Origin of the sequence: Neisseria sp. P0004.S004, from assembly GCF_051963335.1 — a bacterium.
Lineage (GTDB): Bacteria > Pseudomonadota > Gammaproteobacteria > Burkholderiales > Neisseriaceae > Neisseria.
On sequence record NZ_JBQCUK010000003.1, the window covers coordinates 1 to 25,604 of the forward strand.

Consider the following 25,604-nt stretch of genomic DNA (forward strand, 5'->3'; position numbering starts at 1 on the left):
AAAAGCTGTTGCCATCTATCAGTGCATACATGTCAGCCACCCTGACGCACGTCTTTGATGACGAAAGTCACGACCCCAACAACCGACCATGTATCTCCATCGGTCGGTACAAAATCAGGGTACTCACCGGAAGCATTTTCAGAGTGCAGCTCAGGCTTACGACCGGGAACTTTGTATAGCCGTTTGATCGTAAACTCGTTACCTAAATCCGCCATCACAATATCGCCGTGCTTCGGTGTTTTAGAGCGGTCAATGATCATAATATCGTCTTTACCGATACCCGCATCAAGCATGGAATATCCACCGGAACGTGCGGCGAAGGTGGCAGACGGGTTTGTGATAAGGTACTCGTTAAAATCGAGATAGTCAGCAACATACGGCTCCGCCGGAGAGGGGAAACCGGCGGGTATTTTCTCGAGTGCATATGGGACTTTTAGTGTTGTCCGATTGATGGGTATAAGGCTACCTTGAGGCATGGCTGTAGAAGCGATCATGGCATCCACTGTTGGTATCAGCGACACTGGGATACGTTTGACTGCCGTGGCTTCACCTGTTTTGCTTTTGCGTCCTGCACCATCTCTGCGTCCACCGCGTTTTTTTGAAGCTTCTTCCATAATAGGCTATTTTGATTACGTAACAAAATCATTTTATCAGAAAGTATTTATGGGCAGGCAATGCTGAAATAAAAAAACGACTGCTGGATGCAGTCGTTGGGATAAGGCAGAGTTTGAGGTTTCAAAATCTATATAAACTAAAAAAATAGAAGTAACGACAATTATAATTCTAGAATAATAGAAAAACTGTAAAGTAAAAATGCTATTACAAAAATTACAAAAAGAGGAATAAAAATTCTCAAAATTAGCTGGTAGGCTTCGGCTCTGTCAAATCCGAATTTATGGGAGAAAAAAATAAATAGACCAGATATCAAAACCATACCTGTAGCAGAAATTAGTAGCATAAATCCAGGTTCATTTATCATTTATACCCTCAAATACTAGTATCAAAAATCAAAATATTTAAAGAAACAGTATCCTACCGCTTTTTATTGAGTAAAGGCACCCCGAACAAGATACAGCCAACCATTGAAAACAATCCGATCAATCTTAAATTTTGCTTACTCCAAAGTTCTAAAGAACTTATATCATCATCGGAACCCAGAAGGGAAGGTAGGCCAATACAATAATGCAGGAAAATCCAGAAGATGGTGATCCAAACAAATTTTCGAACAAAAGAATAGTTAAAAAAATATCTGATAAATAACAATAGACAAATTGAAATAAACTTTGCAATTATTGCTGAAGGAATTGCGTTTTGAGCGATAGACTCCCCCACCGATGGTATTACGAATATTCCTATTGCAACACCAAACATTCCAAACAACCCGGGAAGAGTAAATAAAATCAATAAAATAAAAGCATAACGCTCCAGTGGATGTAACTGTTTGAATTCGTACTTCTCTTTTTCGAACGCTTCTTTAAATTCAAGTCCATTCATCATTTATCTCCTCCAAAATCATCATTACAATGTATTCTTAATATCTTTTTTGCTCTACAATTTGTTGCACGCCGTCCGTACCATTCATGGCATGGTGTAACTGCACTTGCTTACCCGATTCCATTCCTTTGGCTAATGCCTCATATTCTATTTCTGATCCTTGTAGGATTGACGATTTCGCATCTCTTGTTCTCGCTTCGGTCATATACGGATATTCATTTTTTGCGTATCCGTCCATAATGGCTTTCTCTTCGTCGGACATCTCAAATTTTTTGACTGTCTCATAAGCACCCACAATCCAACCGCCGCAAAATTGGTCGGCAAGATAAGTTCTGTGTGCGGACTTTCTTGCTCGGCAGGTTTTCAAAAATTTGCGGCGGTCGGCGGAAATCTGACGATAAACTACATCAAAGGCATAGGCTGAGATTTCTGCTCGATTTCCAATGCCGTAAAACATCATCGTCTTCCCGCGTTGGTAAGATTGGCTCCCGAATATATCGGCAATCATATTTGCAATGCTCCATTGCCAATTTGCCAATTTAAAAGCCATTTTCCGATCGGCTTTCTGCTCGGAGACTTCTGATAAGGTAATATCCACAGCATTGACTTCATACTTTTCCATTAATGCCTGAGCCTGCTTTAATGCCTGTGCGGCTTCATGTTCATTTGCCGACTGACTCAAAGCCAAACATTTCTTGATTTTGTCTAAGACCTTCTCTTTATCCATCTCGAATCCTTTTTAATCAATATCTTATATTTTCAATAAGGCAAAAAAATATAGATTGGTTGGCATTTTAATTTCGTACTCTTGCCCATTCGTCCTTTGCCTTGCTTTCGATTTGGTCTAGCCATTCAGCAAGGGCTGACACGCTTACAAACTTTGGGCTTTTCTTGTTGCTATCTGCTGAAATTACCGGCCATGGCAAACTTTGTGCATTTGCCTTTCGACGTGCTACTTCAGGTCTTTGTCGGCCTTCCTGCATGCCTTCATCACTTCCTTGATGGAATCCTCCGTAACGGTTTGCCCTTGCGTACATTTGGCCAAGGTGCTTTTCTGCGCCGCCGTGCCGTAGCTTGGAATATATTTATACGGATTCATGGCCGACATGGCATAAAACCAAATGAATGTTATAGCCAACCAATACATTGATACGTTGAATTTTCCTTTGAACCACTTATCTTGTACAATTATTAAAATGAAATGAATGGGCAGAAATGCAAACACATATAAAAATTTAAAAACCCCATATTCATCATAAAAAATCTTTAATAACATCTCCATAATCATATTGGAATCCTATTAAGTTGAAGTGAGATAATCTTAATTTAAGTTATATCCCTTTTTTCTCAAGCAGGAAATGACCTTATTTTCCAGTTTAATTTCTTTTTCATTATCAGCACCAACTACACTTGTCACTTTGGACAAATCATCCTTGAAACTTTTAACACAAAATATTAAATCGCGTTTCTCTGCTTCATCATTCAATTTCCCTACCAAATCAGGTAACTCCCTCTCGAGTGTATCCAGCCAGTTAGATGAAACACTTATGGTATTGCTCTTCTTTCGCCCGGTTAAAACTGTGCCGTTTATATTAGCGGGTTGTTCCTCCCTCTGAATGTTGATGGTTACTTGGTTATTATAGAAAATCATATTGTTATCAACATAGAGGATAAAACCGATTAACGCTAAACCTGAAACTATTAATATTAATGTAGAAAAACCTTCGACTACTACATCTTTAGCACTGAACCTAGAATAAGTAGCACCAAGTGAAAGCACAACCAGACCAGCTAACATGAACCAATATGTATCTGAATCAATGAAGAGAGAGGATAGAGTCATTTTATATATCCAAGTCAAAAAGAACTATATATAAATAATAGCTCATATTACGAGCTATTACAAGCTTTTATTTTCAATTAATCAAAAAGTATGCCAGTTTACGCGCAACATAAATACCATAAGATCCTGGCCGTACCGACAGCCGATACCGTCATTCTGAACCGCGAGGCGCAAAATCTGTTGTCGGATGTTTATCGAAGCGGCTATCTCTATAAAAAATGCGGAATTGAATTACATGGGCTAAAGCCCGTCGAACAGATACAGATCGTTAGAGGCCGTCTGAAACCGTGATTTTCTCAATATGGCTAATGATTTCGTTTTCAAGGCATGAAAACCGCCGCTTACCAGACGGCCTACTCGGCGGGATAGGGTTTCGCTCATTTGGATTTTCCTTTCACTAAAATGTGTTTGTTTCATTTGGTATGGCGGCAGTCTTAAACTTCATTTGCCTGCTGCACAATCTTCGCCAGCCTCAATGTGTTTTCAAGCTGTTGTAATACGCTGTCATCGTATGCTGCGCCTTTGCCGGTTACGGCGAGTTGTAGGATGCTGTCAGTCAGGCGGACGATGCGCCACATCAGTTCGCGCTCGTATTTTTTCAAATCATCGAGGTCGGCTTCTTCGGGCAGGTCGGCGGCGAGTGTTGCGCCTAAGTCGGGCAGTTGTTCAAACAACCTCGCCACGATATGCGAATGCACTCCGGCCTGTTTTTCAGCGTGCAAGATTTCGTGTTTTGCCGCTTGGAAAAATTGCTCCTGCGCTGTCAGTGCGGAGCTGTAATCGCGTGTCTGCGTATGCGCCAAGCGCGCCAGCTTGAGCAATTCGCGGATTTTTTCAGACGGCGTATTTGCTCCTTCGATTTTAAGTTCGGCAATAAAATCAGCATCTTCCTGAGTGATGCGCACACTAATTGGGATACGGTTCGTTGCATTCATATTCGTTTGCTTTAGTTTGTATTCATTTGAATACAAATATACAAGATGAGATTCTGAGGCGCAATACCTGAAACCGTATATCTATGTAAACATCAGGCCGTCTGAAACCTGATTTTCGGTTTCAGAGAAATAAAAAAAAAGGCTGCCTAGGCAGCCGTTGGGTTTATACATCAATCATCTTGATCGAGCAGTTTTTTCAGTTTTGACAAAGGTTCAGTAACAGGAAACGTGTATCCAATAAATTCTTTGAATTGTCCTGTCAAATCCATCTCGTAGAGAGTTCCTGTCCAATCATTGAAAAACTCCAAGAAAAAAGTCATAGACGACGTATAGGTCGTTAAAACCAATCTCTCATATCTCAATTTGCCTTCGAATCCTTCAGAACACACACCACAATGTATTGCAAGGTGATGAAGCTTGTTAGGGTTTTCAGCAAGAATCTTTATCGCGTGATAGAGTAACTCGACATCTACGCTAACTGCTAAATCTGGAACTGAATAGTCGTATTCGTCGGACTGATGAATATTAAAAAGCTCTTCACTTTCCTCCGGGAAGACGATCTGCAATTTTTGCATCCCATCTTCTTTAGAAAGTGTGAATTTTGGTTTTTCAGGAATTTCATTGCTTTCGGTTTTGATATTACACATACTAGTCTCCAAAATGGGAGACAACCCTTTCGGGTTGCTCCCGAAAGGGTAGGTTTATTCAAAAATTATAAGTTATGATAACTACTCGGAATCTTCATCCTCGTCGTACTCACAACCGAAATGCTCAATCGCGAAGGCTCGCACTTCATCTTCTTTGCAAGGATACTCGAATAACGCGCCTTCATGACCTTCATAAGATCCCGCAAACCACATTCCCTCCTCCAAGTATTTGGCTTCAAAGACAAGGTCAGGAAAGCGTTTGGCGATTTCTTCATAAAGCCTATCCGGAGGACCCCAGGCAGTGTCACAGCTGATCCAGATGTCGCTTTTCCCAACCGTCACAAAAGTGCAGTCGGGATCTACGTCCCATTTGCAGCCCCAGTTAGCCATTCGCCAGTCATACCAATCCTTATGACCGTATTGGCGGATGTTTTCCGCAATACGCTTGGCAAATTGTTGATCGTAACGAAAACGAGATGCGACTTCAGCGTTATCTTCAAAATGGGTAAATACTTCACCAACAGTCAGATTGTCCCAATCAAATTTTTCCGAAAAATATTGCTTTAATTCGGAGAAAAGTTCATCCGGCAATCTATATTGAACGGACCAAAAGGATTTATCGCTCTGTTCCAGCATTTCCTGTTCCAAATTGATCAACTTCTTTTCAGGTTGTTGAGCAATTTGAAGCCAGGTCAGCTGCATGTAACTATCAGGCACTTCAGGAAGAATCAGCTCCTCCGGCATGGGTACAATATGCTGAAAGCTAAATTGATACCCATCGTCGGTTTTGATCAAGATTTGTTCCGCAACTTCAGCGATACGTTGGGGATTGCCTTCAAAATGAAGGCTGTTACTACACCAATTAGGCATATAAAGCTCCTAAGCAGGAATCCCTATCCCTGCGGATAAGGAAACCCGCAGGTTAATGGGCATGCGCCCGGGTTGATAAAAGAGTCGCCACCGGGAATCCGGAGCACATTTCAGACGACAGGTGCTTTAGATAAAAGGCAAAGAAACCGAAACGGTAACTTTGCCTTCAGGAAGCGGAACGACGGTCCCGCTGGTTTGGAAAAGAAGCACAGAAGTTATGCCGACTCTGCGTACAGTTCGGGCAGGATTTCACGGTGCAGCCAGCCGGTGACGACTTCGCGTAGCACATGGCGGCAGCCATCAGGCAGAACATCGGATAGACTGAAACCGAACTCGTACAGTCCTAGCCCTTCATTCGACTGCCACTCGATGATGGCATTGCTGTGGCGGCGGAAAATCCAGGCGATGTCTTCATCTGATAAATACTGCAATGCCACCTGAAAAATAACCATTTTGTCAGGACGGTTAAAATACTGCCGATAGGCAGACATCAGATAGCGCATGTCGGCAACGGCGGATACGCCTTCACCGGCGTATCCGTCCTCAAGGTAAGTGACGGCTGCAACAGCATCACCATTGCTACTGCTGATACAAACCATGTCGGCATTAGCCTGTTTGGCAAACTCTTCACAGGTTTGGGCAAAGATGGCCAAATCAGCCCCTAATCCCAATATTTTCAGTTCACGTCTAATAGCGGCCATGGCACCATCCGTGTGGGCGGTCAAAACCGCACCGTTTAATTTAGCTGCCGCAGCTGCCGATTCTTCCCGATCGGGATTCATCCATACAATAAAGTTTTGCATTATGTTGCTCCTTAAAAAGAAAACGGGGAACACAGTCCGAAGGGATTGTGTTCCCCACGGGGTTAATAAAAATAGCCGTCCGTCCCGAAGGACGTGCGCAATGGGTAACGGCAATACGCGGGTGGCAGATAAGGTCTGCCGGCCTGTAAACAGGTATTTTCAGACGACCTTGATTGAAGGTCGTCTGAAAATACCTGCCCGAAGGCAGGTGAGAGGTGCAATTTCAATCAGAATCCACCGTATTCGGGGCACTTCCGGAAATCAGAATGTCAATCAGTGTCTGTGCAGCTGAAATGGGTATCTCGTTGCCGATCATGATACTCTGCAACGGAAAATACCTGCTTGAGCCAAACACAGACAGGCCAAACTGATTGGGTTTGAGGAAAAAGGAAAAGCCGGGCTCTGCGTCACGGTACAAATGAGCCTGAAGGATGTTTTCGGAAACATCCAAAACCGATTCGCCGTTTTCGCCAAAGACCAAACCGTATTTCAGGGCAATATAGTTTGCCACTTCAATCAACAGACGTTCGGCATCAGACGGCTTGGGATCAGACGACAGTCTGCCTGCGTACCACTGCCTGCGCTTTTCTGCAGGTGTGTTGAAGACTTTTTCAGCCCAAAGGCGCACCGCTTCGCTGACCTGAATACAGCCTTCTCCTTCAAGAACGGCGACGGCATAAAGCCAATCGTCGAAATAATCGGCTGCCTGGCCAAACGTCAGACCGCTGCCGATAAAGTCGGCAAAGCCGTTTTCGACACGATAGGCAAGGTCTTCGGCATATTCTTCAAATGCCTTATAACTTTCCTCTGTAATTACTGTATCGCGGGGAACATCCCCCATATCCCCAAGACAGTAACTCATATCGTCCGATTTGAGGATGGCGTTGCTGCGGTAGTAATTGGGATAGTGTTTTTCGATAAAGTCCCAGTCCAAAGCGGACGGGCGAAGCATGAAATATTTTGAAACGGACACGAGATTTCCTTTCAGGATAAAAAGAGGGATACGCGCCCGTCGGGGAACGTATCCCCGTGGGGTTTAAAGAAGACTAAATTAATTAAAGAACAATTGGTTTGTCAGGTTTGCGGTTTCTTCCGTACTGTTTAAAATATTTACCCAGTTCATCTTTGGCCCATGACACCGTTACAATATCGGCTACATTTCTATCTGACTCCAATAATTCAAATAAGTCTGTACGACTTTCTGCCAACCAAAGATTGATTTCATCCTTGTTACGACTATAAAGCCATTGCAGATCCTTGCCGGTCAAATAGTCGACATACAATCCGAAATTTGACTCCACACACACTTTTTCTTTAAGAAGATGCAGCAAATCAGCACATCCTTTGTTGATCTCAGGCTCATTAACTGTTACAGAAGCAGCAAAAACATTACCATCTCTATAAGGCCAATTTTCTGATAGAAGGTTATGGGCGAAATACTCTGATACTTCAGAAAATTCGACTGCAATCCCTAGCGGAAAGCCTTTATTAGACAAAAATTCTGATACCTGAGCTAAAAGGTTTGACCACTTATTGCTTAAAGTAAAAACCTGACCATTCAGAGCCAAGGCTGCATCTTCTGCAAGCTCTTCATCTACATTCATACTAATAATATAAGTTTTCATTGAGTTACTCCTAAAAAAGGGAACCCGCCCCAAAGGACGAATGCCCCTTGGGGTTAAAAATAAAGGTTTATTCCAGCAAAAAGATTAGAATTAATCGTTCGGCAATGATTTCAGGTACCGATCAACGGTAGAACAAGCCCAACAGTTAACAATTTTCTGTATGATTCTGCCTTCTGATTCTGGATAATCCAATTCAGGATCGATAAAATCCTCCCAGATCAGACCAGAAGAATACAGCCAATAGGATATTGTTCCCATATTACGTTCGTACAGCCAGGAAGCAGTTTTCTCTGTTACAACTCGTTCTAAATTTTCACGAAAGTTGGTTGATCCATATTCTATATCCTTCATAAGATAGGCGATGTCGTCATATCCTCCTATATTCGGAACAGGAACCAACAAGAAACTGTCATTATCGTCCATACCTGAATCGGACAATGCTTTGACCAACATAGCATATCCAACACTGCGCCCGCACATAACACGGCCAAAAATCTCTTCTGCCTCGTTATCAGTCAGGCTTTCGATAAAGCCGGGTTGATGCAAGATTTCTGTCCATTCCTCATGACCGTACATGGTAGGTACGAAGACTGCTGCGGTATGGTAATTATCGGCTTTATTGGGTACGGCACCTGCTTGGTTTTCCAATCTGAGGTATTCGTCTACAGGAATCACGCCTTTGATCATCGATGCGGAATACCCAAAGTCGGACAGTCTGCTACCGATGACATCTGTGATGTTTTCACGGCTACATGGTTGACGAATAGTCTGGCCGTTGAGTAGCTCTGCGGCCTTACCCGCAACTTCATACTCCTGTTTAAACCAGACAATGTAGGTTTCGTATTGATTATTCACTGTATTGCTCCTAAAAAACTGGGATACCGTTCCCCAGGGGTACGGTCCCCACGGGGTTGATAAAAGAAAATGCCGTTCATCCCGAAGGATGCGTGTCATGTTTAACGGCAGGACACAAGACAGATAAGGTCTGTCAGCCTGTAAAGACAGGTATTTTCAGACGGCCTTACTAAAGTCGTCTGAAAATACCTGCCCGAAGGCAGGTGAGGTATATAACGATTGCAAGGTCAGTAATCTTCTGGGAACAGGAGTGTGGTAAGACTTCTGTCCCATTCTGTAATGACCCAAATTCTTTGGTCCCCGATCTTGTAAGAAGACATTATTCTGCCTTCTTCACCTGGCTTGAGTGCCTGCTGATTCAACTTTGCATCTTCAGGGGGAAGATCTCCCCATATGCCACGGCGGTGGGCCTCAAGCAATATTTGGGCATAAAGATTATTGTCATACAGTTGTGCAGGCAGGTGCTCTTTTGCCCAGTTATCTACTGTTGCCGTCATAGACACTCGGCCAAGGTAAAACAAAGAAGGGGAATCACATGCAGCCATAGCCGCCAGATCAAGTTGTTCCATTAGGTGTATCCTTAAAGAAAGCCGGATACACCCCTGCGGGAAGTACCCGGCAGGGTTTAAAAATTGAATAGGCCAATCTATTTATTTGATTGTCAGGACTCGGCCAAAATCCGGCGATCCCTCGGTCAAATCAATTGCCCGTATGCTTGGAGAAAACCGGTCAGTTGAGGTAATCGTGACCACAAGTCTATCCTTGTTGTCGTACTCTTCCGATTTGGTTTCTACTTTGGTTTTATGAGTTGAACCTTTAACCAACAGCTTTCGACCATTGGTTGAGGTGACAACGCCATTAACTTGGCCTGCGGCTAATGCTAAAGCAGCATGCCACTGACCCAGAGCACATAAAGGCCGGCGTTTTTCGGCTATAACGGCACTGGTGCCGAAATGTTGAGAAAATGATGGCCATAACGTGCGGGATTGCTGCTGTCCCAGTTCACGTTCCAATATATCCTGCTCCAATTTAAAGCTTCTTGGGCGAAAGACCTTATTGGGTGCAATAGGCACACAGTATGCAGGCGTACCGGCCGGTAAAGTCTCAGGGGCATTTTCAAAATCAAGTAGGAGCCTTTGTTGGGCATCTGCCTGTTTTTTGCTGATAGAGGCTTTGTTTTTCGGTCGTATGCCGAAGATGACCAGTTGTTTGTAGGTATCTACCGCAGCCCTTATCATACGGACATCCGTACAGTGGGAAGCGATTTCGCCGGTTAGGTGCTCCGTCAGAGCGGCTTCCGGAACAATCATCACCAATACTCCGCCAGGCTGCAAAGTACCGAAGGTACGCGCAAAGAAAAGTTCTTCAAGCCGTTTGGTTCTTTGATTAGATAGATTGTCTTTGGCGGTAAAGCCGTAAGGAGGATTCAGAAACAGGAGGCCGACTGCCGAACCCTGCATGGTGCAGTTTTCCACATCGGATTTAATGACACTGGTCAGACGACTCATTGCCTCTTCAGCTCGGTCTTTCTCCAGTTCAATCCCGTAAGTTTGACAACTTATTTTTTCCGATTGCAAAGTAGAAGCTAGAGTAGCCAGGGCTTCTCCTGTTCCACAGCAAGGATCAAATATGCGTAACAAACCTCCAGCGGATGCTGGAATATCAAGGTAAGCGGCTATGCGGGCCAATGTAGCTTGGTCAGTGGGGAAGTATCCGTTGTCACGGTGGTTATGCGCAACACGGGGGTGCATCAGATGGTTAATGGACATGGTAATCTCCAAAAGTAAGGTGGATACCGTGCCCAAAGGGGACAGTATCCCCAAGGGGTTAAAAAATTATGGTTTATTCTTGCCTGGCAATATTCCGGATTCCCGTCTTGAAATTTCGAAGGGCACGGTAATCACCGGGAGAACTCGGCACGGGTAATTTCTGCCCGTTGATATGTAACAGCGAGGCATGTCTGCCACGTTTGTTTTTTTTATAAATCCATTTTTTGCTCGCAACCAAACTGGCAATATAGACTTGGAAATCTTTATTGGAACTGTATTTCATAAACGTTTCCTTAGAAAAAAACCACTGCCGTATAGAACATACGAAACAGTGGGATATTTGGCCAGAGGCCGGGTTAATAAAAAGCCGTGTCCGCAAATTTACGGTTGATGATGTTTAACGGCAGCATCCAGACAGTAAAACGACTGTCAGCGTATAAATAGTTGAATCAGGAACCTTCCAAGGACATTTCCAGTTTCATGATCTGCAGACAGTTATGAGCCTGTTCGCGGGTGGCGAAATAATCGGATTCGCGAGAATAGGGCATTTTAATTTCAGGGTATGCTTTTTCCCAATAATCCCGACCAACATAGTAACCGGCGTTGGATTGCATGACTTTTAAATCCGAAACATAACAGCCAATATCGTTTTTCATGATTTTCCTTCCTTTTTTCTGTTAAATAGGTTTTTTTAGACAACCTCTCCAGAGTGTTGTCTGAAAAAACCCACTAAACGTGGGTTAGATGCAGAAATTGCATCAATCTTGTTGTTCAACCAAGCGTTTGGCCAACTGAACTTCAACTGAATCTTCAGCCTGGTTCAGAATGTCTAAGCCCGAATCGGGCATATCACCGGAGGTTGACTGAGTAACAGCAACTTTTTGCCCCATCAGTTCAAGGCAAATTTGCTGTGCTGTATCGCTGTAGCCGGAGAAATACACCTCCACATCGTCCTTCTGCCCAATACGCCAAGAACGGCGGGCGGCCTGCATCAGGGTATAAACGTTATATCCTGTTTGCAGAAAGTAGATGGTTGGAAATGCCAACAAGTCCAAACCGGTTTTGACCAGCTCCGGATTACAGATAACCACCTGTACTCCTTCTGCCAGCCGGTCTTCAACCCAATCTTCACGTTGATCAGCCTTTACCGTCGCCTTCATTACCGCCGCCTTGATACCGTGCCGCTTGAAAATCTCTTTCAGACGGCCTGTCGTATCACGGGTATCGGTATAAACGGTATAGACTAGACATTTACGTCCTTTAGCCAGACTGTCTTTAACAACTTCCAGCATATCGGCTTCTCTAGACGAGATTTCTTCCTCATCAAACTGGGGTTCGGTATGGAAAAGGATCTTGTTTTGTCTGCGCCAGTAAACATCTTGAGCTTTGTAACAACAATCCGGCCATGACAGCAAGGCACTCGTAACAACGCCGGTAAGGGTATTGTCACGATTCCTTAATGCCGCTTTCAAATGCTGTCTCAAGACACCCTCCATATTTTTATAGACTGCATGTTGATCTTCAGTCATTTCAACTGGCCGGAAAACTTCTTTATAGTCAGGCAAAACGCCTTCACCCAAATCACGCAATTTTAGAAATACGGTAATAGGCAAAACGTAACGCATGATGCCCAAAGGGGAAAATCCCGGTGCTTTGGCGGTACGAACGCTGTTACGCTCCGCTTTTGAGCTACTGAATGCGCCATTGCTGTATTCAGTTCCAAGATGGCGGACAATATCCTTCAACACGCCATGCTTACGCATAAACGCCATGCTCGCCGATCCCAAGGTATTCCCTTTGTTGTAACTGAAACCGTCTTCAATCATCATTTGCGGCCAAAGTCGCCACAATAGAAAGAACAGGTCTTCCGCATAGCCACCCATCAGCGTACCGGTTAGACACAGGATCTTTTTGCAGCAACGAGCAAGAACACCCATCGCCTGTCCTTGCGCAGTTCCGTAATTTTTGTATTCGTGACCTTCATCTACCACCAACAATCCAAAAAAATTCTTCGGTAAATAGCGTTTGATGAACTCGGTCGGCTGATACCCGCCTCGTCCCAGGCTAAATTCTGCTTTGCCTAAGTCTCGGTCGATACGCGCCGCTTGACGGTCGTCGAATAGAAATTCTCCGTTTTCATCCATCAAATTGGAAAACGCCTGAATGTTGTTTTCCAAGATTTCGGCCAGATACTGCTCACCATACATCCCGATGATTTTTGCTGCGGTTTTAGGACCGATGCCGGGTAGGGTGGTCATGGTTTTAAGTACACGGTCGTACACTGTGCTCACAACCCTATCTTCACTCTGTTCCTTGCGGCACAAGGTCCAAAGCGGTTCCTTACACGGTTTGCCATGATGATTACCTTTGCAAAAACGGCGGTTTTTAGCTAGGGCATTTTTCAGACCACCTTCAGTGTTATAAGGCTTGTTTTCCTCATCCAAGATTTCACAGCCACATTTAGGACAGTAATACTCGGAAACGGCAAATCCCTTAGAAGCACCTTCAGAAGGTATCCAGCGGCGACGAACGGCATACGAAGGTCTCCAATGGTAGTCCATGCGCATCCGAACACGCCCCATCACAAAAAACTCCGGAACTTCGGGTTTTCGGTCGAGGGCACGGATTCGCAATAGCTTAGCCAACGTATCAGCTCCGTTAAGGATCCATACGCGGGCATTGGGTACTGTTTTGAGGATTTCACGTCGCCATTTGTACACTAAATGCGGTGGGCTTAATACCAAGGTACGGTGCAAGCCTGCTTGATGCGTGGCAGCAGCAACTGCTATCGACATCATGGTCTTACCAGTACCCATTTCGGCATTAATAATGGCTGCGGGTTTGTCCTCTACCACCAATTGCTGTAATACGGCGCGTACAACTTCTCGCTGTGCCGTAAACAAAGGACGTTCCAGGTTATCCAGCACTTCTTCAAGTTTAGGGTAAGTTTGTCCCTGATAGACAGGCTGGTTTTGCTCAGTAACTGCATTAAAGAGACTGTCCCCAAACTCAGCAAGAAACTGCGTCAGAGGCATGTCTGAATCCGGCAGCTCAGGTTCCGGAGATTCCACCGGCAATACGGCAGCTTCCGTACTTTTTTTGGCAGTCTCAGCCACTTGACGGATGATAAAGTTGAAATCAGTGATTATTTGATTCTGACGTTCCTGCATCTCGGCCACAGTTTGATCAAGTTCTGCAAAATCCGGGAAGAGTTCGTCTATTTTTGATACGGGGTTATACATCATATGCTCCTAAAAAAAGACGGAGCAAACCCCGATGACGGGGATTGCCCCGTCAGGGGTTAAAATTGCCTATCTATTACAGATATTCGATAGGTAAGGTTTCCAAACCATACTCGGCAACCAATTTAGAGGCCAAAAAAACAGCCTCGTTATAGTCTTTATTACAAAGCCTAGGTAGCTCTATTACTTCTCCTGTGTCTGATAACAGCTCAGAAGTTTGTAAGTCTGTAATTCGCAGAGAGTCGGAAATAATATTACCTTCTTCATCCATCTCTGCCTGCGCAGTGATACGAACCGTACCAATTGAACAAGGTAGATTAATATCCACTTGTTTAAGAGGAGTTTCAGAAGAGTAAGTATAAACAGTCAGTGAAGCTGACATAAGAGGCAAAAGAAACATGGTATATCTCCAAAGCTTAGGCTTCTCTACACACATAGGGAGTAGATTCCCAAAAGGATAATCAACAGGTAAATCCATTCTTTTCTAAAAGAGGCACAAGTTGATCTGTTTTGAGTAAGCTTTTCAAAATACCGAAAGCCTCTTCTTCAGCTTTTACTGATTTACGTTTTACCGTATTCAGTTGTAACTGTAAGTTAGGTGATCCGAATAATGTAAAACTTACAAAACATCCTTCCTTTTTTACTTCTCTGACAGATAAGTAATACCCTCTATCATCGGTATTACTACCCTTTTTATACACCATTTCAATGTCCAAAGTTTTTCCCTCCTGTAAAGAGGGTTTAACTTTGGTTTCACTATATTCTCGGATTAATGGCAACGCATTCACGGTATTGCTCCAAAAAAAATGGGATACCGTTCCCCATGGGCACGGTCCCCACGGGGTTGATAAAAGAAAATGCCGTACATCCCGAAGGATGCGTGTCATGTTTAACGGCAGGACACAAGACAGATAAGGTCTGTCAGCCTGTAAAGACAGGTATTTTTAGGCGGCCTTTCTTGAAGGTCGTCTAAAAATACCTGCTCGCAAGCAGGTAAAACATATCCAAATAATCGGACTTATTGTTTAAGAACCTATCAGCATAGACACTTTCTCAACAATAAAATCATTATCGACATAAATATCAAACTGATAGAGAATTTCTGGCTCGATAGCGGTAGAACCTTGTAAAGTCAGAAATTTTTCATTTGCTGTAAAAAAAAGAACAAATCCTTTTCTACCGTTTTTATTCAAACACGCGTGACTGTTGTCATGCTTACGATAGAAACCGCCATGATTCTTGAAATTCAAACCATATTTCAAAGCGAGTGCATCTGTTACTGCAACCAACTTTTGTTTTGGCCGTTGTTTAGTATCTGTAAATAGTCCGACTTCGGGTATATCTAAAGCAGCGGCAACAGCCTCAACCTGACTTTTATATTCAGGCATCACGCCGGCCAGAGGCTTACCTTCTGTATCGAATACATCGCAGCCGTATAAGCCATCTGTTACCAAGATTCTAATTTCTAGGTTTTTTTCGTTTAAATATTGCATTGGTGTACTCCTATAAAGGGCAGGGGTACACATTCCCATAGCAGGGTACGGTATCCCTGCATGGGTAGATTGAACTGTCTGCATCTGTACAAACAGCAGGATTAAAAATACAGTGCTACTCTTGTAAAGCTAACTACTTTTATCAGTGGCACCAAGAAGATTTGGATTTATGGTCAAAATGTCCGAATCCTGATCAATTACCCCTCTGTCCGGAGAGAGTAAATGGGCTAAGGCCATCATCAACCAATCCAAATCACAGTTGTTGAATTTCTCACACAAAGCATCTAAAACCTTAGCTTTGTCCTCGTCTTCCAAAAATCTCAATTCATCAAACTCATCTTTTTCAAGTGGATTGAGTTCATGTCGAGCAACTGCTGTCATCATACCTACAAACTCAAACGCTGCTTGCAAGTCTTCTTGCTCAGGTCTCATGATAGTCATAGTTATCTCCTTTTTAGCTGGCTTTCCGGTTCATCTCGACCACTATTTGTCGCAATTGCTCGCTTTCGCGATATTTGCGGTAATGAGCAAGTATTGCTTCAAAAATTGCATAATGTTTTTGATCAAGCTGAGTAACTTGGTATAACTCAACTGGAACTCCCTTATAGAGTGATCTAACTATATTTCGCAATAACTGGGAACCACCATAACTGTACTGGCCAAGCAAAATTTCGCGTACATCTTGCTGTTGAAATACAGTATCAGGACTATAAATACCATCAGCACAAGCATTGTGTTTATCAAACTTCATAACAATCTCCAAGAATAGGGGAATATCCCCTATTGGAGATGTATCCCCATAGGGTTAGTAAAAGAAAATGCCGTACATCCCGAAGGATGCGTGTCATGTTTAACGGCAGGACACAAGACAGATAAGGTCTGTCAGCCTGTAAAGACAGGTATTTTTAGAAGACCTCACATGAAGGCCGTCTGAAAATACCTGCCCGAAGGCAGGTATAATAGGACGTAATACGTCAGTATTACCAGTAACATTCTTCTTGATACCAAGCCAAAACTTGACGATACAAATCCAAGGTTTCCGGTGTAACAATACGGTTTGCATAATCAGAAGCCATCGTAACGACAGATGCAAAAACTTCTTCCGCCTCATCCCATTTGGAAATCAGCCGTTTTTCTACTATCTTGCCATCAGAAAACAAACGCGCAGTAACTGTACTGTTTTTGTGCCAGTGAAGAGAAACATCCACATTCGGGGCAATATCGTACATCTGATACATGATATATCCTCCTTATGCCGCTTTTTTCGAGTACCAGGTTTCGCCATTACTGAAACGGGCAAACACCTGATGCTGCTCACACCATGGAGAGGTTAACTCTTCGTAACGCTCCCACAGAACTTGTTCTAAGGCACACAAACGTCGGTTTATACCTTTTCGATGAGTGCAGAGCTGTTGATATGTGGCTATATCAGCATCTTCCAGTTCCGTAATCACATAGTCGATAGCTTCATCAAACGAAGACATCTCACATCTTTCCAAAATGCGGTAATTGCTGTACTCGGTATAAATACGAAATTCCTGGTCGATATTGCTGCCGTCATAGTACCCGCAACGAAGGATGACATCTAACTCCATGCAGATATTGACACCCCAAAATAGCGTTTCTGCCGTCAAGGTAGCTATCCTTCTACCGCCGAAGTTGTGGGTCATATACTCGCCATTATCTTCGCTTGCGTCCGTTGTGGATAAAATTCGAAATCCGTCGATACGGTGTTTTCTCCATGGATCACGCTCCCGATCAGGCTCGTCAGCTCGATACCTTATGTTATCGACGGCATTTTCACAATTCCATTGAAGTATGTTGCCGATGGCTTCGTTATCATCTGCTTTGAGACGATCTACCTCATCCATTTCCTTGTTGTAGGCTTCAAGATCAAAAGTGCTGAATAACGTACCACTGATGACATTAAGTTTGTGGTTGTATAAAAAATTAGAGGTTCCCATGATATTTCCTTCATAAACAAGGGATACCAGTCCCCCCTTGGGAACAGTATCCCCAAAGGGTTAGATAGATATTCCAAAAGTGGAACAGTTCGAAAATCCCGCATGATTCGTTCAATTGGGATGGTGTCTGAAAAAAGGATGTCACGATTAAGTGATCATCCTTTTGGGTTTAGAAATGCCTCAGACGTACTGATAAGCATCGATACCTAGAAGGCGGTACAACTCCTTGGCAACCCGGTCATAACCTATGCACCCGAACTGTAGATCAAAACGGCCTATGACCATAGGCCCCTGTTCCAGCTTCCGGTCATCCACAATGACAAAATTATCATTATCCGTGATATAGACACAGATGCTTCCATCAAGAGGCAAACCTTCTAAGGTTTGGCCGTTTCGATTTTCCAATCGGATAAGTTCTACGCCTTTGAAAACAAGGTCCCTTCCTTTCGGATTGAAAACCTGTAGGGCTTCAAATTTTTTTCCCTTTGAAGCTTCTACCAATTCGTTCAGTACAGGCATTATGTTTCCTTTCAATTAGGACAGGAAACAGTTTCCCCAAACGGGAAAACGTTCCCGTCAGGGTTTAAATAAATACGGTAATACCGCTTGTTTAAAAAAATGCTGCAACCATACGAATATGGGAGGACAATCTCAGCAACAGTATCCATCAACGGAATATACAGTCCGTCATCTGTGTAAAACTCTTGTGTAACAGACTTTTTTAGAGAGCCTTTAAAAGGCCGTCTGAAAAAGCCCGCTAGGGGCTTCAGATTAAGTATGTAAGCGACCGCTTTGTAGCATAGCGGTCAACCGAACATCAAAATCTTCCGGGATATCAACTCGTACAGCTTGAACTCCAACTGCTGCATACTCTTCATCTATACGAGGAGTAAACCGCATAATGGATTTATCAGCCTCAAGTTCTGACAAAACAGCATTCTGCCAATGTTCCAATAACGGTATATCGGAGAGTTGCTGCACCAGTTGCCAGGCTGCCTTATCCAAGTCTGCTGTAACATCATCCAACATAACCCAACCGGTTTTGCTATCGAAGTTAGGTTGAATCAGAATATCTGAATGCAAAAACATGTGCGTGACCGGACCATAATTAAGAGTCTGATATTTCGTCATGTATTTACTCAGATTTAAGCAATACTCGGCGGTTGTCAGTCGGGGACAGGTTAAAGTTTCCCCCGGCTGTCTAAAACCAAGCCGTTCATTACTCACTTGCAGTTGAGCTTGGAAGGACAACATGTCTGCATCGCGACCATGGAGAGAGGCAAACATAAGTTGTTTGCCCCAAATAAAGAAGGCATCGGCCATCAAATCATTGCGTGAGGTTAAATACAACATTCGCGCCTCCTAGACATACCAGCGTTTTTCACGAGGGCTATATGAATAGCCGGCTTCGCGTACAAGCTCGACGGCACATTTTAATTCCTCACGATCAGCAAGAATGTATTCTCCAAAGCTGATATAAGAGCATTTGTTCTCAATCATGTGCTCAACCTGATCTAGGGACTCGGCAAATTTCGGAAATTCAATACCATTCTCAGAAACTGGATCAAAAGCACCACTTTCAGAAACTGGATCGACAGTAGAAGCTGGACTAGACTGTTCTTCTGCTTCATCTGATAAACCACATTCTTGTGCGAAATCTGCAAGATGTTGCCAATCTAAAGCAGCGTCGATATATGACGTTGCTCCACCTCCCCACTCAAAGGTCTTTACCTTAAGCTGGTTCAGTATGAAGTTTCCTTCATAATTACCTGGTTCAAACTGTTTTAATATTGGGTTTTTTACATCGAATGTGCCAATTGAGGTAGCTAATTTAGCTGTTTTGAAAGGGCCACGGCGACCCTGAATGACTTGCACTGTTAAAGTGCCTTGGATTGTCATAGACATGGTATCTCTCCAAAAGAAAAGGGATACCGGCCACGGGCAGGTATCCCGTGGTTGGGAAAAAACTAATCAGTGTTTGATCGCACTGTGGATATTATCCAAATATACTATTTGGGACATGCGAAGCCCCAATCTTGTAAAAATACGTTTATCGTTATCCAATGCACGAACTGCCATCTTCAACGCTATGGAAGCGTTTTTATGGCTATGAACATCATTGACGCTCCTACAATACCGATTGACCGCCTTTTTGGTTCGTATTTTCGAAATACGACCATCCGCATCAACAAGTAACAAATGATGTTCTTGTATGCATGAGACGACAAATTTCTGATGAGTATGTCGGTGGGTGAGGATGTCACCAATACGTATTCTTTCCGGAAGTAAATTTGGGGGAAGGATGGCACCTGAACGGTGAAAAGATAGATTTAGATTCATGGTAATACTCCAAAATAAAGGGGACACCATGCCCATTCGGGGAAGTGTACCCCGATGGGTTAAAAGAAATCTGCTTCAGAAAAAAGCAGCTGTACCGTACCTGAAACAGGCTTGCAATCAACGGCTATGCAATGACAGAGGAAACAGTCTGTCGGCTGTATAAAACTCTTTAAATACAGATTCTCTAAGCTGTTCTGCAAATATCAAAACTTCTTAGAGAACCTGCAAAGCAGGTTCAAATGGGGATTACCCTGGCTATTGATTACTTAGTCCGCACCGACGCAGTAATCAGATAATGGTCTAGCTTGTAATAAAGCCGTAACAATTACGAATAATTGCGCGTACTGGTTATACGGCTATACGCAGACAGAAGAAACGGTCTGTCAACCGGGGAAGCTTACCTGAATGACCTTGGGTAGGGCGGGGCACTCAGGTAAGCTGCCCAAAGGGCAGCTTTTAAACAGTTGCTACAAAAGCAACAAAAATAAAAAAATTCGGATTGTTAAAGAGCCTTATTTTTTTACTGATGCTCACAATAGATATGAGCATCGATAAAAAAACAATATTGCTGAAAGCCAAGTCTTTAAGGGGACTTACCCTTTACTTCACTATAATTCAAGAGTTGCTTGGAAAATTAAACCGCCGTTTAGACAGAGGCTTAATTTTCCAAGCAATAAGCTAGAAAACTAAGAATGGGGAAGCTCGAAAGCTTCCTACCATTCTCAAACAATCAAAATATTCGAGAGCTTTCTAAGAAGCATCAGGATTGTCTTGATTTTGTTCACCTTGATAAGATGATTGATACCACATATTGCCATCAACTTTAATAAACTTGAATTTCAACAATCGACCATCGATACTCAAAAGTTCTGAGACTTCTCCAGTCTTATGATTGGTTGCTTCAAATTTTAGGGGTTGAATATCACCTGCACGAAAACCAACCACGACAGTCGGGCGTTCTTGGATATTTTTTGATTGCAATTGCGGGAACTCTTCCAAAAGGCGAGCAAAAAGCTCTTTTGCTTGACCTCCGACGATCCGAAGATCGAAACGGGTTTTTTCACCATTATCGCCTCGAGAGGCTTGGATCGTGCAAGCAAAGTAAGGGGAAGATTTACGTTTACCCTGAACTTCGCGAGGTCGGTTTAAAAAACCGATACCGTCAGCAGTCAGGTTAAAGTAGTTTTGATTAGATTGAGTCATGATATATCTCCAAAAAACAGGGGATATATCAATCCCAAAGGGGATAGTATATCCCCAAAGGGTTAAGTTGCGGCTTTCACGGTAGCCGAACTGACTTAGAAGCCTTAAAGGCTGGCTGAAAAGAAGTACCGTAAATTCGACGAATCGAATCTCATTCATGAACGGCTAAATGACGAGACTTTTAAGAAAAGTCACAAACTACAAAAACAATTACAATATATTCCCGATAATTTCATATGTCAATATTTTTTCGTAAAATCTTTAACCACGCCAATGCCGAACCCTACCGGTATCCAAATGGATAAAGCTATTATAGATACCAATACCGCCCACATTGTAGTATTTAGCCATTTGCTCAAGCTCGCTAATGCTTACCCCCCTCATAGTAAAGTCAACTGCTTTACCGCTCATATGAAGTGAGTTTCTGGCAGCACCCTCAATAGTCGCATTTCGTCTTGGCGTTCTATATGCACTATTGATCGTAATCACAGGGTTTGTTCGTCCTGATTGCCGTGCCCATTCCTGCATTGCATACATGAGATTTAAAAGTCCTACATCGATTTGAACCATGGCATTTCCATCTTTGGCATCACGCATCAGCCAACAGGCATTACGGTAGGCTTCAAGATCATATCCATTTTGTTGCTGAAAAAAACGGATTTCATGTTTTTCGCCTGTATCAGCCCGTTTGCAATTGATTGTACGGTCTCGTGACCAAAAATCAGCCATACTGGTTGCTGCTATTACATCTTTAGGCAATAACAAACCGGCAGCACCGGTTGTATATAGGGCACCTACGCCGACAATCTTTTTCAAAAATTCTCTTCTATCCAATTGAAACTCCAAAAAAATTTAATCTTAGCGAAATTTAGTAACACTAGTTGTTGATAAACCAATCTTTTATTTAACAAACCTGTTCAGATCAATATAAATTTTCTTCATAGATTATGGAGTTTCATTGCAGTTTCCAAAGAAGGTAACTTCTTACTGCGCATTGTGCATTTGTTACGATACGCCTCAATTTCGGTCGTGTATGTTTCGATCTGTTGTTCACGACGAATAATGACTCCTTCGTCATCGTAAAATTCATCGACGCTCTTATCATACACATCTTGAACATTTACACCTTCAAAATGATATGGATAACAAAATTCCATAACAGAGATATCACAATAATTTTTCTCAGTCCGTAATTTTGAAAGATACGGTTTATCTTCGCTGAACATCAAATTATTGTTGTCTAACAACTTATATTTGGTTATATGTTTCATCCTGAATGCTATCTTAACTACATCTAGTGGGTGAAAATGCACAGTCCATGTACAGATTTTAGTAAATTCCGATATGATATGATCTGTTTCAAGGATAAGTCCGACAAAATTCCTGCCTTTGAAACCGTATCTCAGACAGCCAATATGATACCTTTGGTTGGGATATGGCTTAATCGTCTTAAGTTCTTTGTCAGTCAGGTTCAGCCCTAATTCAGGTATTTCAAGAGAGGCCAGTTTTATTTCGCGTTCTGAAATGTCAGCAAAGTATTTTGGAATAATATGATAGTACATGGATAGATAACCTTTAGTTTATTAGAAGGACGTGCTTCTATACCGTTCAAACTGCCTATTTAACCCATTCGAAGTAGTTGCATTCGGGATACCTACTACACCCCCAATACCGTTTTTCAGGGTTTTCCTTGAAGCCTCTCTGTCTCAGCCGGCCTTCCTTACAAGTCGGACAGATTTCGTCTTCATTCCGGGAGACTGCCTGTTTTTTTGCACCGGCTGAATCCGTTTTTTTTGGTGGATAAGCTTTACCTGCGACATCCTTTTTCGCCTGTTCGACCAGCTCTGTAATCACTTTCTGCTGATAGGCCATAAATTCAGCCAAAGTCAATTTACCTGCTTCTATTCCGCTCAAAGCCAGCTCCCATTTTGCCGTCGTTATCGGATCGGCGATCATAGGTGGAACCCGGGCAATCAGGTTACGACCTTTTTCTGTCGCATAGATTTTGCCCCGTTTCTTTTCCATATAACCCATTTCAAACAAACGATCGATAATGGCGGCGCGAGTAGCTTCTGTTCCCAAGCCTTCCGTACTTTTGAGAATTTTTCGTATCTGCTCGTCTTCTACATTCTTCAAAAAGTCCTTCAAAGTTTGCATCTCATCTAGCAAAGAAGCCTCTGTAAAACGTGGTGGCGGAGTGGTCTTTTTAGTTTCGGGATTAGCAGAAACCGTGCCGACCTCATCGTTGACTTTCAGATGTGGTAGAGCAGGGCCTTCATCGATTTGATCACCTTCGAACACATCCTTACCCAAAAGAACCTTCCAACCTGAAATAACCGGTGATTGGCTGGAGGCTTTAAACAAATGTGAACATGCTTCAACCTCTACCACAGTAGAGTCATATTCAAAATCAGGATAAAACTGCGCGATATAACGGTCTCGTATCATTCGATACACCGTTGATTCATTCTTATCAAGGACTGACAAATCAAAATTACTGACCTTGGTCGGAATAATTGCATGATGAGAATGCTTGTTCACCTGGTTATCATTCCATACTCTTGATTGACGTTCAGGATCAGCTTTTTCAATCACTGAAAGCATGGATTTGTCGATAGTTTGTATCGCGGCAAATACATCTTTCACTTCACTCATCTGCGATTTTGGCAAGTATCTGCAAGGGGTACGAGGATATGACGTAATCTTGTATTTTTCGTAGAGGGTTTGTGCAATTTTCAGCACTTTGGAAGCCGATAGGCCAAGTTTTTTTCCGGCTTCTTTTTGCAAAGCCGAAAGACTGTAAGGTAACGGAGGCGGGGTGCTTTTACGCTCTTTGTTTGAGGTAATGACCTTACCTGTAGATTTCTCAAGCTGTTTGACAAGGGCCTTTACAGCCTCAAGGTTGGTACAGTATCCATCAGTATTACGCCAGTTTTCAGGAACCTGCCATAGTGTAGTAAACACTGACTTCTCTGCTGTCTCAAAATCTACTGAAAGGGTGTAGTAGTTGTAAGGAACGAAAGTATCGATCTCTTTGTCCCTTTGGACTATAAGCTTCAAAGTCGGTGTTTGAATCCGTCCGATCGACAGAGTATGTTCTCGGCCATATCCGGCAGAATAAGCAGCTGTGTAGGCACGGCTCAGGTTCATACCTACCAGCCAGTCGGCGCGACTACGCGCCAAACCGGCTTGGTAAAGGTTTTCTTTATCCTTACCCGGCATTATTGAAGATAAGGCTTTTTTTACCGATTGGGTATCTAGGCCACTCGTCCAAAATCGGGAGATCTTTTTTCGGTAGCCACAGTAATCCAATATTTCACGGGCAATAACTTCCCCTTCACGATCTGCATCAGTAGCAATCACTACTTCATCTGCTTTGGCTAACAAGCCTTTAATGACTTTAAACTGCTTCGATACCTTTGGCGGTACCTGCATCTGCCAAACTTCAGGGAGAATGGGTAATGCGGAGATATTTCCAAAATCAGCATATTGTTCGCCATAAGCATCTGGCGCGGCCTGTGTCAGGATATGACCAAATGCCCAGGTAACAACAGTGTCTCCATTCTGAAAATAACCATCATGCCTCCCGCCAAGAACACCAAGCACTTTACCGATGTCCTTAGCTTGAGAAGGTTTTTCACATAAAAACAAACGCATTTTAAAATCCCAAACTTTGCTTCAGCTGCAAAACAAGCCAAGATGTGATAGTCAAAAAAGCCCACATTGCCAAAGCAAAAAAGCTTCCATAAATGAGGGTAATAATGAACATATCTTTAAAATCAGCCCATAATGCAGCAAGCCAGCAGTTCATTTCACGAAAAAAGGAAGTATTTTTCGTGGCCATATTTACATTGGGATGTCATCATCAGCATCTGCTTCAGCCTGATTACTATCCTGAGACTGCTCACGTTTAGGACGCAACTTGATATCTTCTATACGTTCAGTTGGAACAATGAATAAATCTTGAACACGCAATTTACGAACGCGAACTTCAATACCATCACGATTGGTATAAGTTTCGTAACGTTCTTCACCGGTAACGAAAACCGGCATACCGACCTGTAAAATTTTATGGAGATGAGTAGCATCACGATTCCAGTATTCGCAAGAAATCCACTCCGTTGAAACTACTTCTTTTTTACCTTCGGCATTCCGCTTGAAATTAGGGGAGGCAATTGAAAAATTAAGTACGATTGAAGCCTCATCGTTTATAGGGCTTACGACTGGACGCAAATTAAATTCAGCACCGAGATTGCCACGAACAGAAAGTTGAACTGACATATTTTTCTCCAAAAGAAGGATTTAAAAATATGACAGAAAAGACAGGGTAAAATAACCCAAAATGAGATTAAGGTTCTTGAATCATAACTAAATATATTTCTCTTGTCAACTAGCAACTATTTCAAATCAAATATTATTCCATATCTAGTTAAAACGCCCATTAACAGTCATCGGCGCAGAACAGAAACGAAGTTGACGAAAGCCGATGCCGCCGCCGGTATCCACTACTGTAACGGGGCG

At 42.9% G+C, this 25,604-nt stretch carries 34 protein-coding genes and 1 pseudogene; 1 reads left to right on the plus strand and 34 read right to left on the minus strand.

Annotated elements, in window-relative coordinates:
* Positions 1-32: 32 nt before the first annotated feature.
* The 6 genes from ACTHRY_RS02745 to ACTHRY_RS02770 form a co-directional block, all read right to left on the minus strand.
* Positions 33-614, minus strand: a complete 582-nt coding sequence (locus tag ACTHRY_RS02745) for a LexA family protein (RefSeq protein WP_049360067.1) — start codon at positions 612-614, stop codon at positions 33-35.
* Positions 615-1,032: 418 nt separating this feature from the next.
* Complete coding sequence (locus tag ACTHRY_RS02750; protein WP_440374011.1) at positions 1,033-1,497, minus strand: hypothetical protein; 465 nt, start codon at positions 1,495-1,497, stop codon at positions 1,033-1,035.
* A gap of 34 nt (positions 1,498-1,531) precedes the next feature.
* Positions 1,532-2,221, minus strand: a complete 690-nt coding sequence (locus tag ACTHRY_RS02755) for a DUF7168 domain-containing protein (RefSeq protein WP_440374012.1) — start codon at positions 2,219-2,221, stop codon at positions 1,532-1,534.
* A gap of 67 nt (positions 2,222-2,288) precedes the next feature.
* Complete coding sequence (locus ACTHRY_RS02760) at positions 2,289-2,531, minus strand: pyocin activator PrtN family protein (RefSeq protein ID WP_440374013.1); 243 nt, start codon at positions 2,529-2,531, stop codon at positions 2,289-2,291.
* The gene (locus ACTHRY_RS02765; RefSeq protein ID WP_440374066.1) at positions 2,447-2,782 is read right to left on the minus strand and encodes a hypothetical protein; all 336 of its coding nucleotides are present in this window, start codon (positions 2,780-2,782) and stop codon (positions 2,447-2,449) included. The genes ACTHRY_RS02760 and ACTHRY_RS02765 overlap by 85 nt, the downstream gene beginning before the upstream one ends.
* 33 nt (positions 2,783-2,815) lie before the next feature.
* Positions 2,816-3,337 (minus strand): hypothetical protein, encoded by a 522-nt coding sequence (locus ACTHRY_RS02770; protein ID WP_440374014.1) that lies wholly within the window; start codon positions 3,335-3,337, stop codon positions 2,816-2,818.
* Positions 3,338-3,427: 90 nt separating this feature from the next.
* Between ACTHRY_RS02770 and ACTHRY_RS02775 the strand changes: the two genes are divergently transcribed.
* Positions 3,428-3,628 carry a DinB/UmuC family translesion DNA polymerase gene (locus ACTHRY_RS02775; RefSeq protein WP_440374015.1) on the plus strand — a complete coding sequence of 67 codons (201 nt, stop codon included), beginning with the start codon at positions 3,428-3,430 and terminating at the stop codon, positions 3,626-3,628.
* A gap of 30 nt (positions 3,629-3,658) precedes the next feature.
* Here the strand turns inward: ACTHRY_RS02775 and ACTHRY_RS02780 are convergent.
* The 28 genes and pseudogenes from ACTHRY_RS02780 to ACTHRY_RS02915 form a co-directional block, all read right to left on the minus strand.
* Positions 3,659-3,754 (minus strand): annotated as a pseudogene (locus ACTHRY_RS02780) (PspA/IM30 family protein); the annotation flags it as partial.
* A 17-nt stretch (positions 3,755-3,771) separates the two neighbouring features.
* A complete protein-coding gene (locus ACTHRY_RS02785) occupies positions 3,772-4,272 on the minus strand; it encodes a hypothetical protein (protein ID WP_283121652.1) in 501 nt (166 codons plus the stop codon).
* Positions 4,273-4,442: 170 nt separating this feature from the next.
* Positions 4,443-4,919, minus strand: a complete 477-nt coding sequence (locus ACTHRY_RS02790) for a hypothetical protein (protein WP_053091023.1) — start codon at positions 4,917-4,919, stop codon at positions 4,443-4,445.
* Positions 4,920-5,000: 81 nt separating this feature from the next.
* Positions 5,001-5,789 carry a hypothetical protein gene (locus tag ACTHRY_RS02795; protein ID WP_049360108.1) on the minus strand — a complete coding sequence of 263 codons (789 nt, stop codon included), beginning with the start codon at positions 5,787-5,789 and terminating at the stop codon, positions 5,001-5,003.
* Positions 5,790-6,004: 215 nt separating this feature from the next.
* Positions 6,005-6,592, minus strand: coding sequence for a hypothetical protein (locus ACTHRY_RS02800; protein ID WP_049323170.1), 588 nt, complete (start codon positions 6,590-6,592; stop codon positions 6,005-6,007).
* Between the two features lie 223 nt (positions 6,593-6,815).
* Positions 6,816-7,565 (minus strand): hypothetical protein, encoded by a 750-nt coding sequence (locus ACTHRY_RS02805; RefSeq protein WP_371509872.1) that lies wholly within the window; start codon positions 7,563-7,565, stop codon positions 6,816-6,818.
* 82 nt (positions 7,566-7,647) lie between these two features.
* Complete coding sequence (locus ACTHRY_RS02810; protein WP_222571552.1) at positions 7,648-8,217, minus strand: hypothetical protein; 570 nt, start codon at positions 8,215-8,217, stop codon at positions 7,648-7,650.
* A 90-nt stretch (positions 8,218-8,307) separates the two neighbouring features.
* Positions 8,308-9,072 carry a hypothetical protein gene (locus ACTHRY_RS02815; RefSeq protein ID WP_283119028.1) on the minus strand — a complete coding sequence of 255 codons (765 nt, stop codon included), beginning with the start codon at positions 9,070-9,072 and terminating at the stop codon, positions 8,308-8,310.
* A 227-nt stretch (positions 9,073-9,299) separates the two neighbouring features.
* Positions 9,300-9,641: a hypothetical protein gene (locus ACTHRY_RS02820; protein ID WP_053088395.1), complete on the minus strand. Its 342-nt coding sequence runs from the start codon at positions 9,639-9,641 to the stop codon at positions 9,300-9,302.
* 81 nt (positions 9,642-9,722) lie between these two features.
* Positions 9,723-10,841 carry a DUF6094 domain-containing protein gene (locus tag ACTHRY_RS02825; protein WP_049360215.1) on the minus strand — a complete coding sequence of 373 codons (1,119 nt, stop codon included), beginning with the start codon at positions 10,839-10,841 and terminating at the stop codon, positions 9,723-9,725.
* A 73-nt stretch (positions 10,842-10,914) separates the two neighbouring features.
* Entirely contained in the window at positions 10,915-11,124 is a 210-nt protein-coding gene (locus ACTHRY_RS02830; RefSeq protein ID WP_049360213.1) for a hypothetical protein, read from the minus strand.
* 166 nt (positions 11,125-11,290) lie between these two features.
* On the minus strand, positions 11,291-11,497 hold the full coding sequence (locus ACTHRY_RS02835; protein WP_049360208.1) for a hypothetical protein: 207 nt from the start codon (positions 11,495-11,497) through the stop codon (positions 11,291-11,293).
* 102 nt (positions 11,498-11,599) lie between these two features.
* Positions 11,600-14,083 carry an SNF2-related protein gene (locus tag ACTHRY_RS02840; RefSeq protein ID WP_079453828.1) on the minus strand — a complete coding sequence of 828 codons (2,484 nt, stop codon included), beginning with the start codon at positions 14,081-14,083 and terminating at the stop codon, positions 11,600-11,602.
* Between the two features lie 76 nt (positions 14,084-14,159).
* On the minus strand, positions 14,160-14,561 hold the full coding sequence (locus ACTHRY_RS02845; RefSeq protein ID WP_049360201.1) for a hypothetical protein: 402 nt from the start codon (positions 14,559-14,561) through the stop codon (positions 14,160-14,162).
* Complete coding sequence (locus ACTHRY_RS02850) at positions 14,545-14,871, minus strand: hypothetical protein (protein ID WP_152901092.1); 327 nt, start codon at positions 14,869-14,871, stop codon at positions 14,545-14,547. The genes ACTHRY_RS02845 and ACTHRY_RS02850 overlap by 17 nt, the downstream gene beginning before the upstream one ends.
* 237 nt (positions 14,872-15,108) lie before the next feature.
* A complete protein-coding gene (locus ACTHRY_RS02855; protein WP_440374016.1) occupies positions 15,109-15,576 on the minus strand; it encodes a hypothetical protein in 468 nt (155 codons plus the stop codon).
* Positions 15,577-15,705: 129 nt separating this feature from the next.
* The gene (locus tag ACTHRY_RS02860; RefSeq protein ID WP_049359372.1) at positions 15,706-16,017 is read right to left on the minus strand and encodes a hypothetical protein; all 312 of its coding nucleotides are present in this window, start codon (positions 16,015-16,017) and stop codon (positions 15,706-15,708) included.
* Positions 16,018-16,030: 13 nt separating this feature from the next.
* Positions 16,031-16,327, minus strand: a complete 297-nt coding sequence (locus tag ACTHRY_RS02865; protein WP_049359370.1) for a hypothetical protein — start codon at positions 16,325-16,327, stop codon at positions 16,031-16,033.
* Between the two features lie 229 nt (positions 16,328-16,556).
* Positions 16,557-16,814: a hypothetical protein gene (locus ACTHRY_RS02870; protein ID WP_440374017.1), complete on the minus strand. Its 258-nt coding sequence runs from the start codon at positions 16,812-16,814 to the stop codon at positions 16,557-16,559.
* Positions 16,815-16,826: 12 nt separating this feature from the next.
* Positions 16,827-17,540 carry a hypothetical protein gene (locus ACTHRY_RS02875; RefSeq protein WP_440374018.1) on the minus strand — a complete coding sequence of 238 codons (714 nt, stop codon included), beginning with the start codon at positions 17,538-17,540 and terminating at the stop codon, positions 16,827-16,829.
* Positions 17,541-17,720: 180 nt separating this feature from the next.
* A complete protein-coding gene (locus ACTHRY_RS02880; protein ID WP_440374019.1) occupies positions 17,721-18,059 on the minus strand; it encodes a hypothetical protein in 339 nt (112 codons plus the stop codon).
* Between the two features lie 252 nt (positions 18,060-18,311).
* A complete protein-coding gene (locus tag ACTHRY_RS02885; RefSeq protein ID WP_440374020.1) occupies positions 18,312-18,893 on the minus strand; it encodes a hypothetical protein in 582 nt (193 codons plus the stop codon).
* A gap of 9 nt (positions 18,894-18,902) precedes the next feature.
* The gene (locus ACTHRY_RS02890; RefSeq protein WP_440374021.1) at positions 18,903-19,445 is read right to left on the minus strand and encodes a DUF3275 family protein; all 543 of its coding nucleotides are present in this window, start codon (positions 19,443-19,445) and stop codon (positions 18,903-18,905) included.
* A gap of 1,185 nt (positions 19,446-20,630) precedes the next feature.
* Complete coding sequence (locus ACTHRY_RS02895; protein ID WP_440374022.1) at positions 20,631-21,083, minus strand: DUF3577 domain-containing protein; 453 nt, start codon at positions 21,081-21,083, stop codon at positions 20,631-20,633.
* A 261-nt stretch (positions 21,084-21,344) separates the two neighbouring features.
* Positions 21,345-21,899, minus strand: a complete 555-nt coding sequence (locus tag ACTHRY_RS02900; protein WP_440374023.1) for a YcbK family protein — start codon at positions 21,897-21,899, stop codon at positions 21,345-21,347.
* Between the two features lie 122 nt (positions 21,900-22,021).
* A complete protein-coding gene (locus ACTHRY_RS02905; RefSeq protein ID WP_440374024.1) occupies positions 22,022-22,645 on the minus strand; it encodes a DUF6012 family protein in 624 nt (207 codons plus the stop codon).
* A gap of 55 nt (positions 22,646-22,700) precedes the next feature.
* Positions 22,701-24,740, minus strand: coding sequence for a DNA topoisomerase 3 (locus ACTHRY_RS02910; protein WP_440374025.1), 2,040 nt, complete (start codon positions 24,738-24,740; stop codon positions 22,701-22,703).
* Positions 24,741-24,929: 189 nt separating this feature from the next.
* Positions 24,930-25,364 carry a single-stranded DNA-binding protein gene (locus tag ACTHRY_RS02915; RefSeq protein ID WP_440374026.1) on the minus strand — a complete coding sequence of 145 codons (435 nt, stop codon included), beginning with the start codon at positions 25,362-25,364 and terminating at the stop codon, positions 24,930-24,932.
* Between the last annotated feature and the right edge of the window lie 240 nt (positions 25,365-25,604).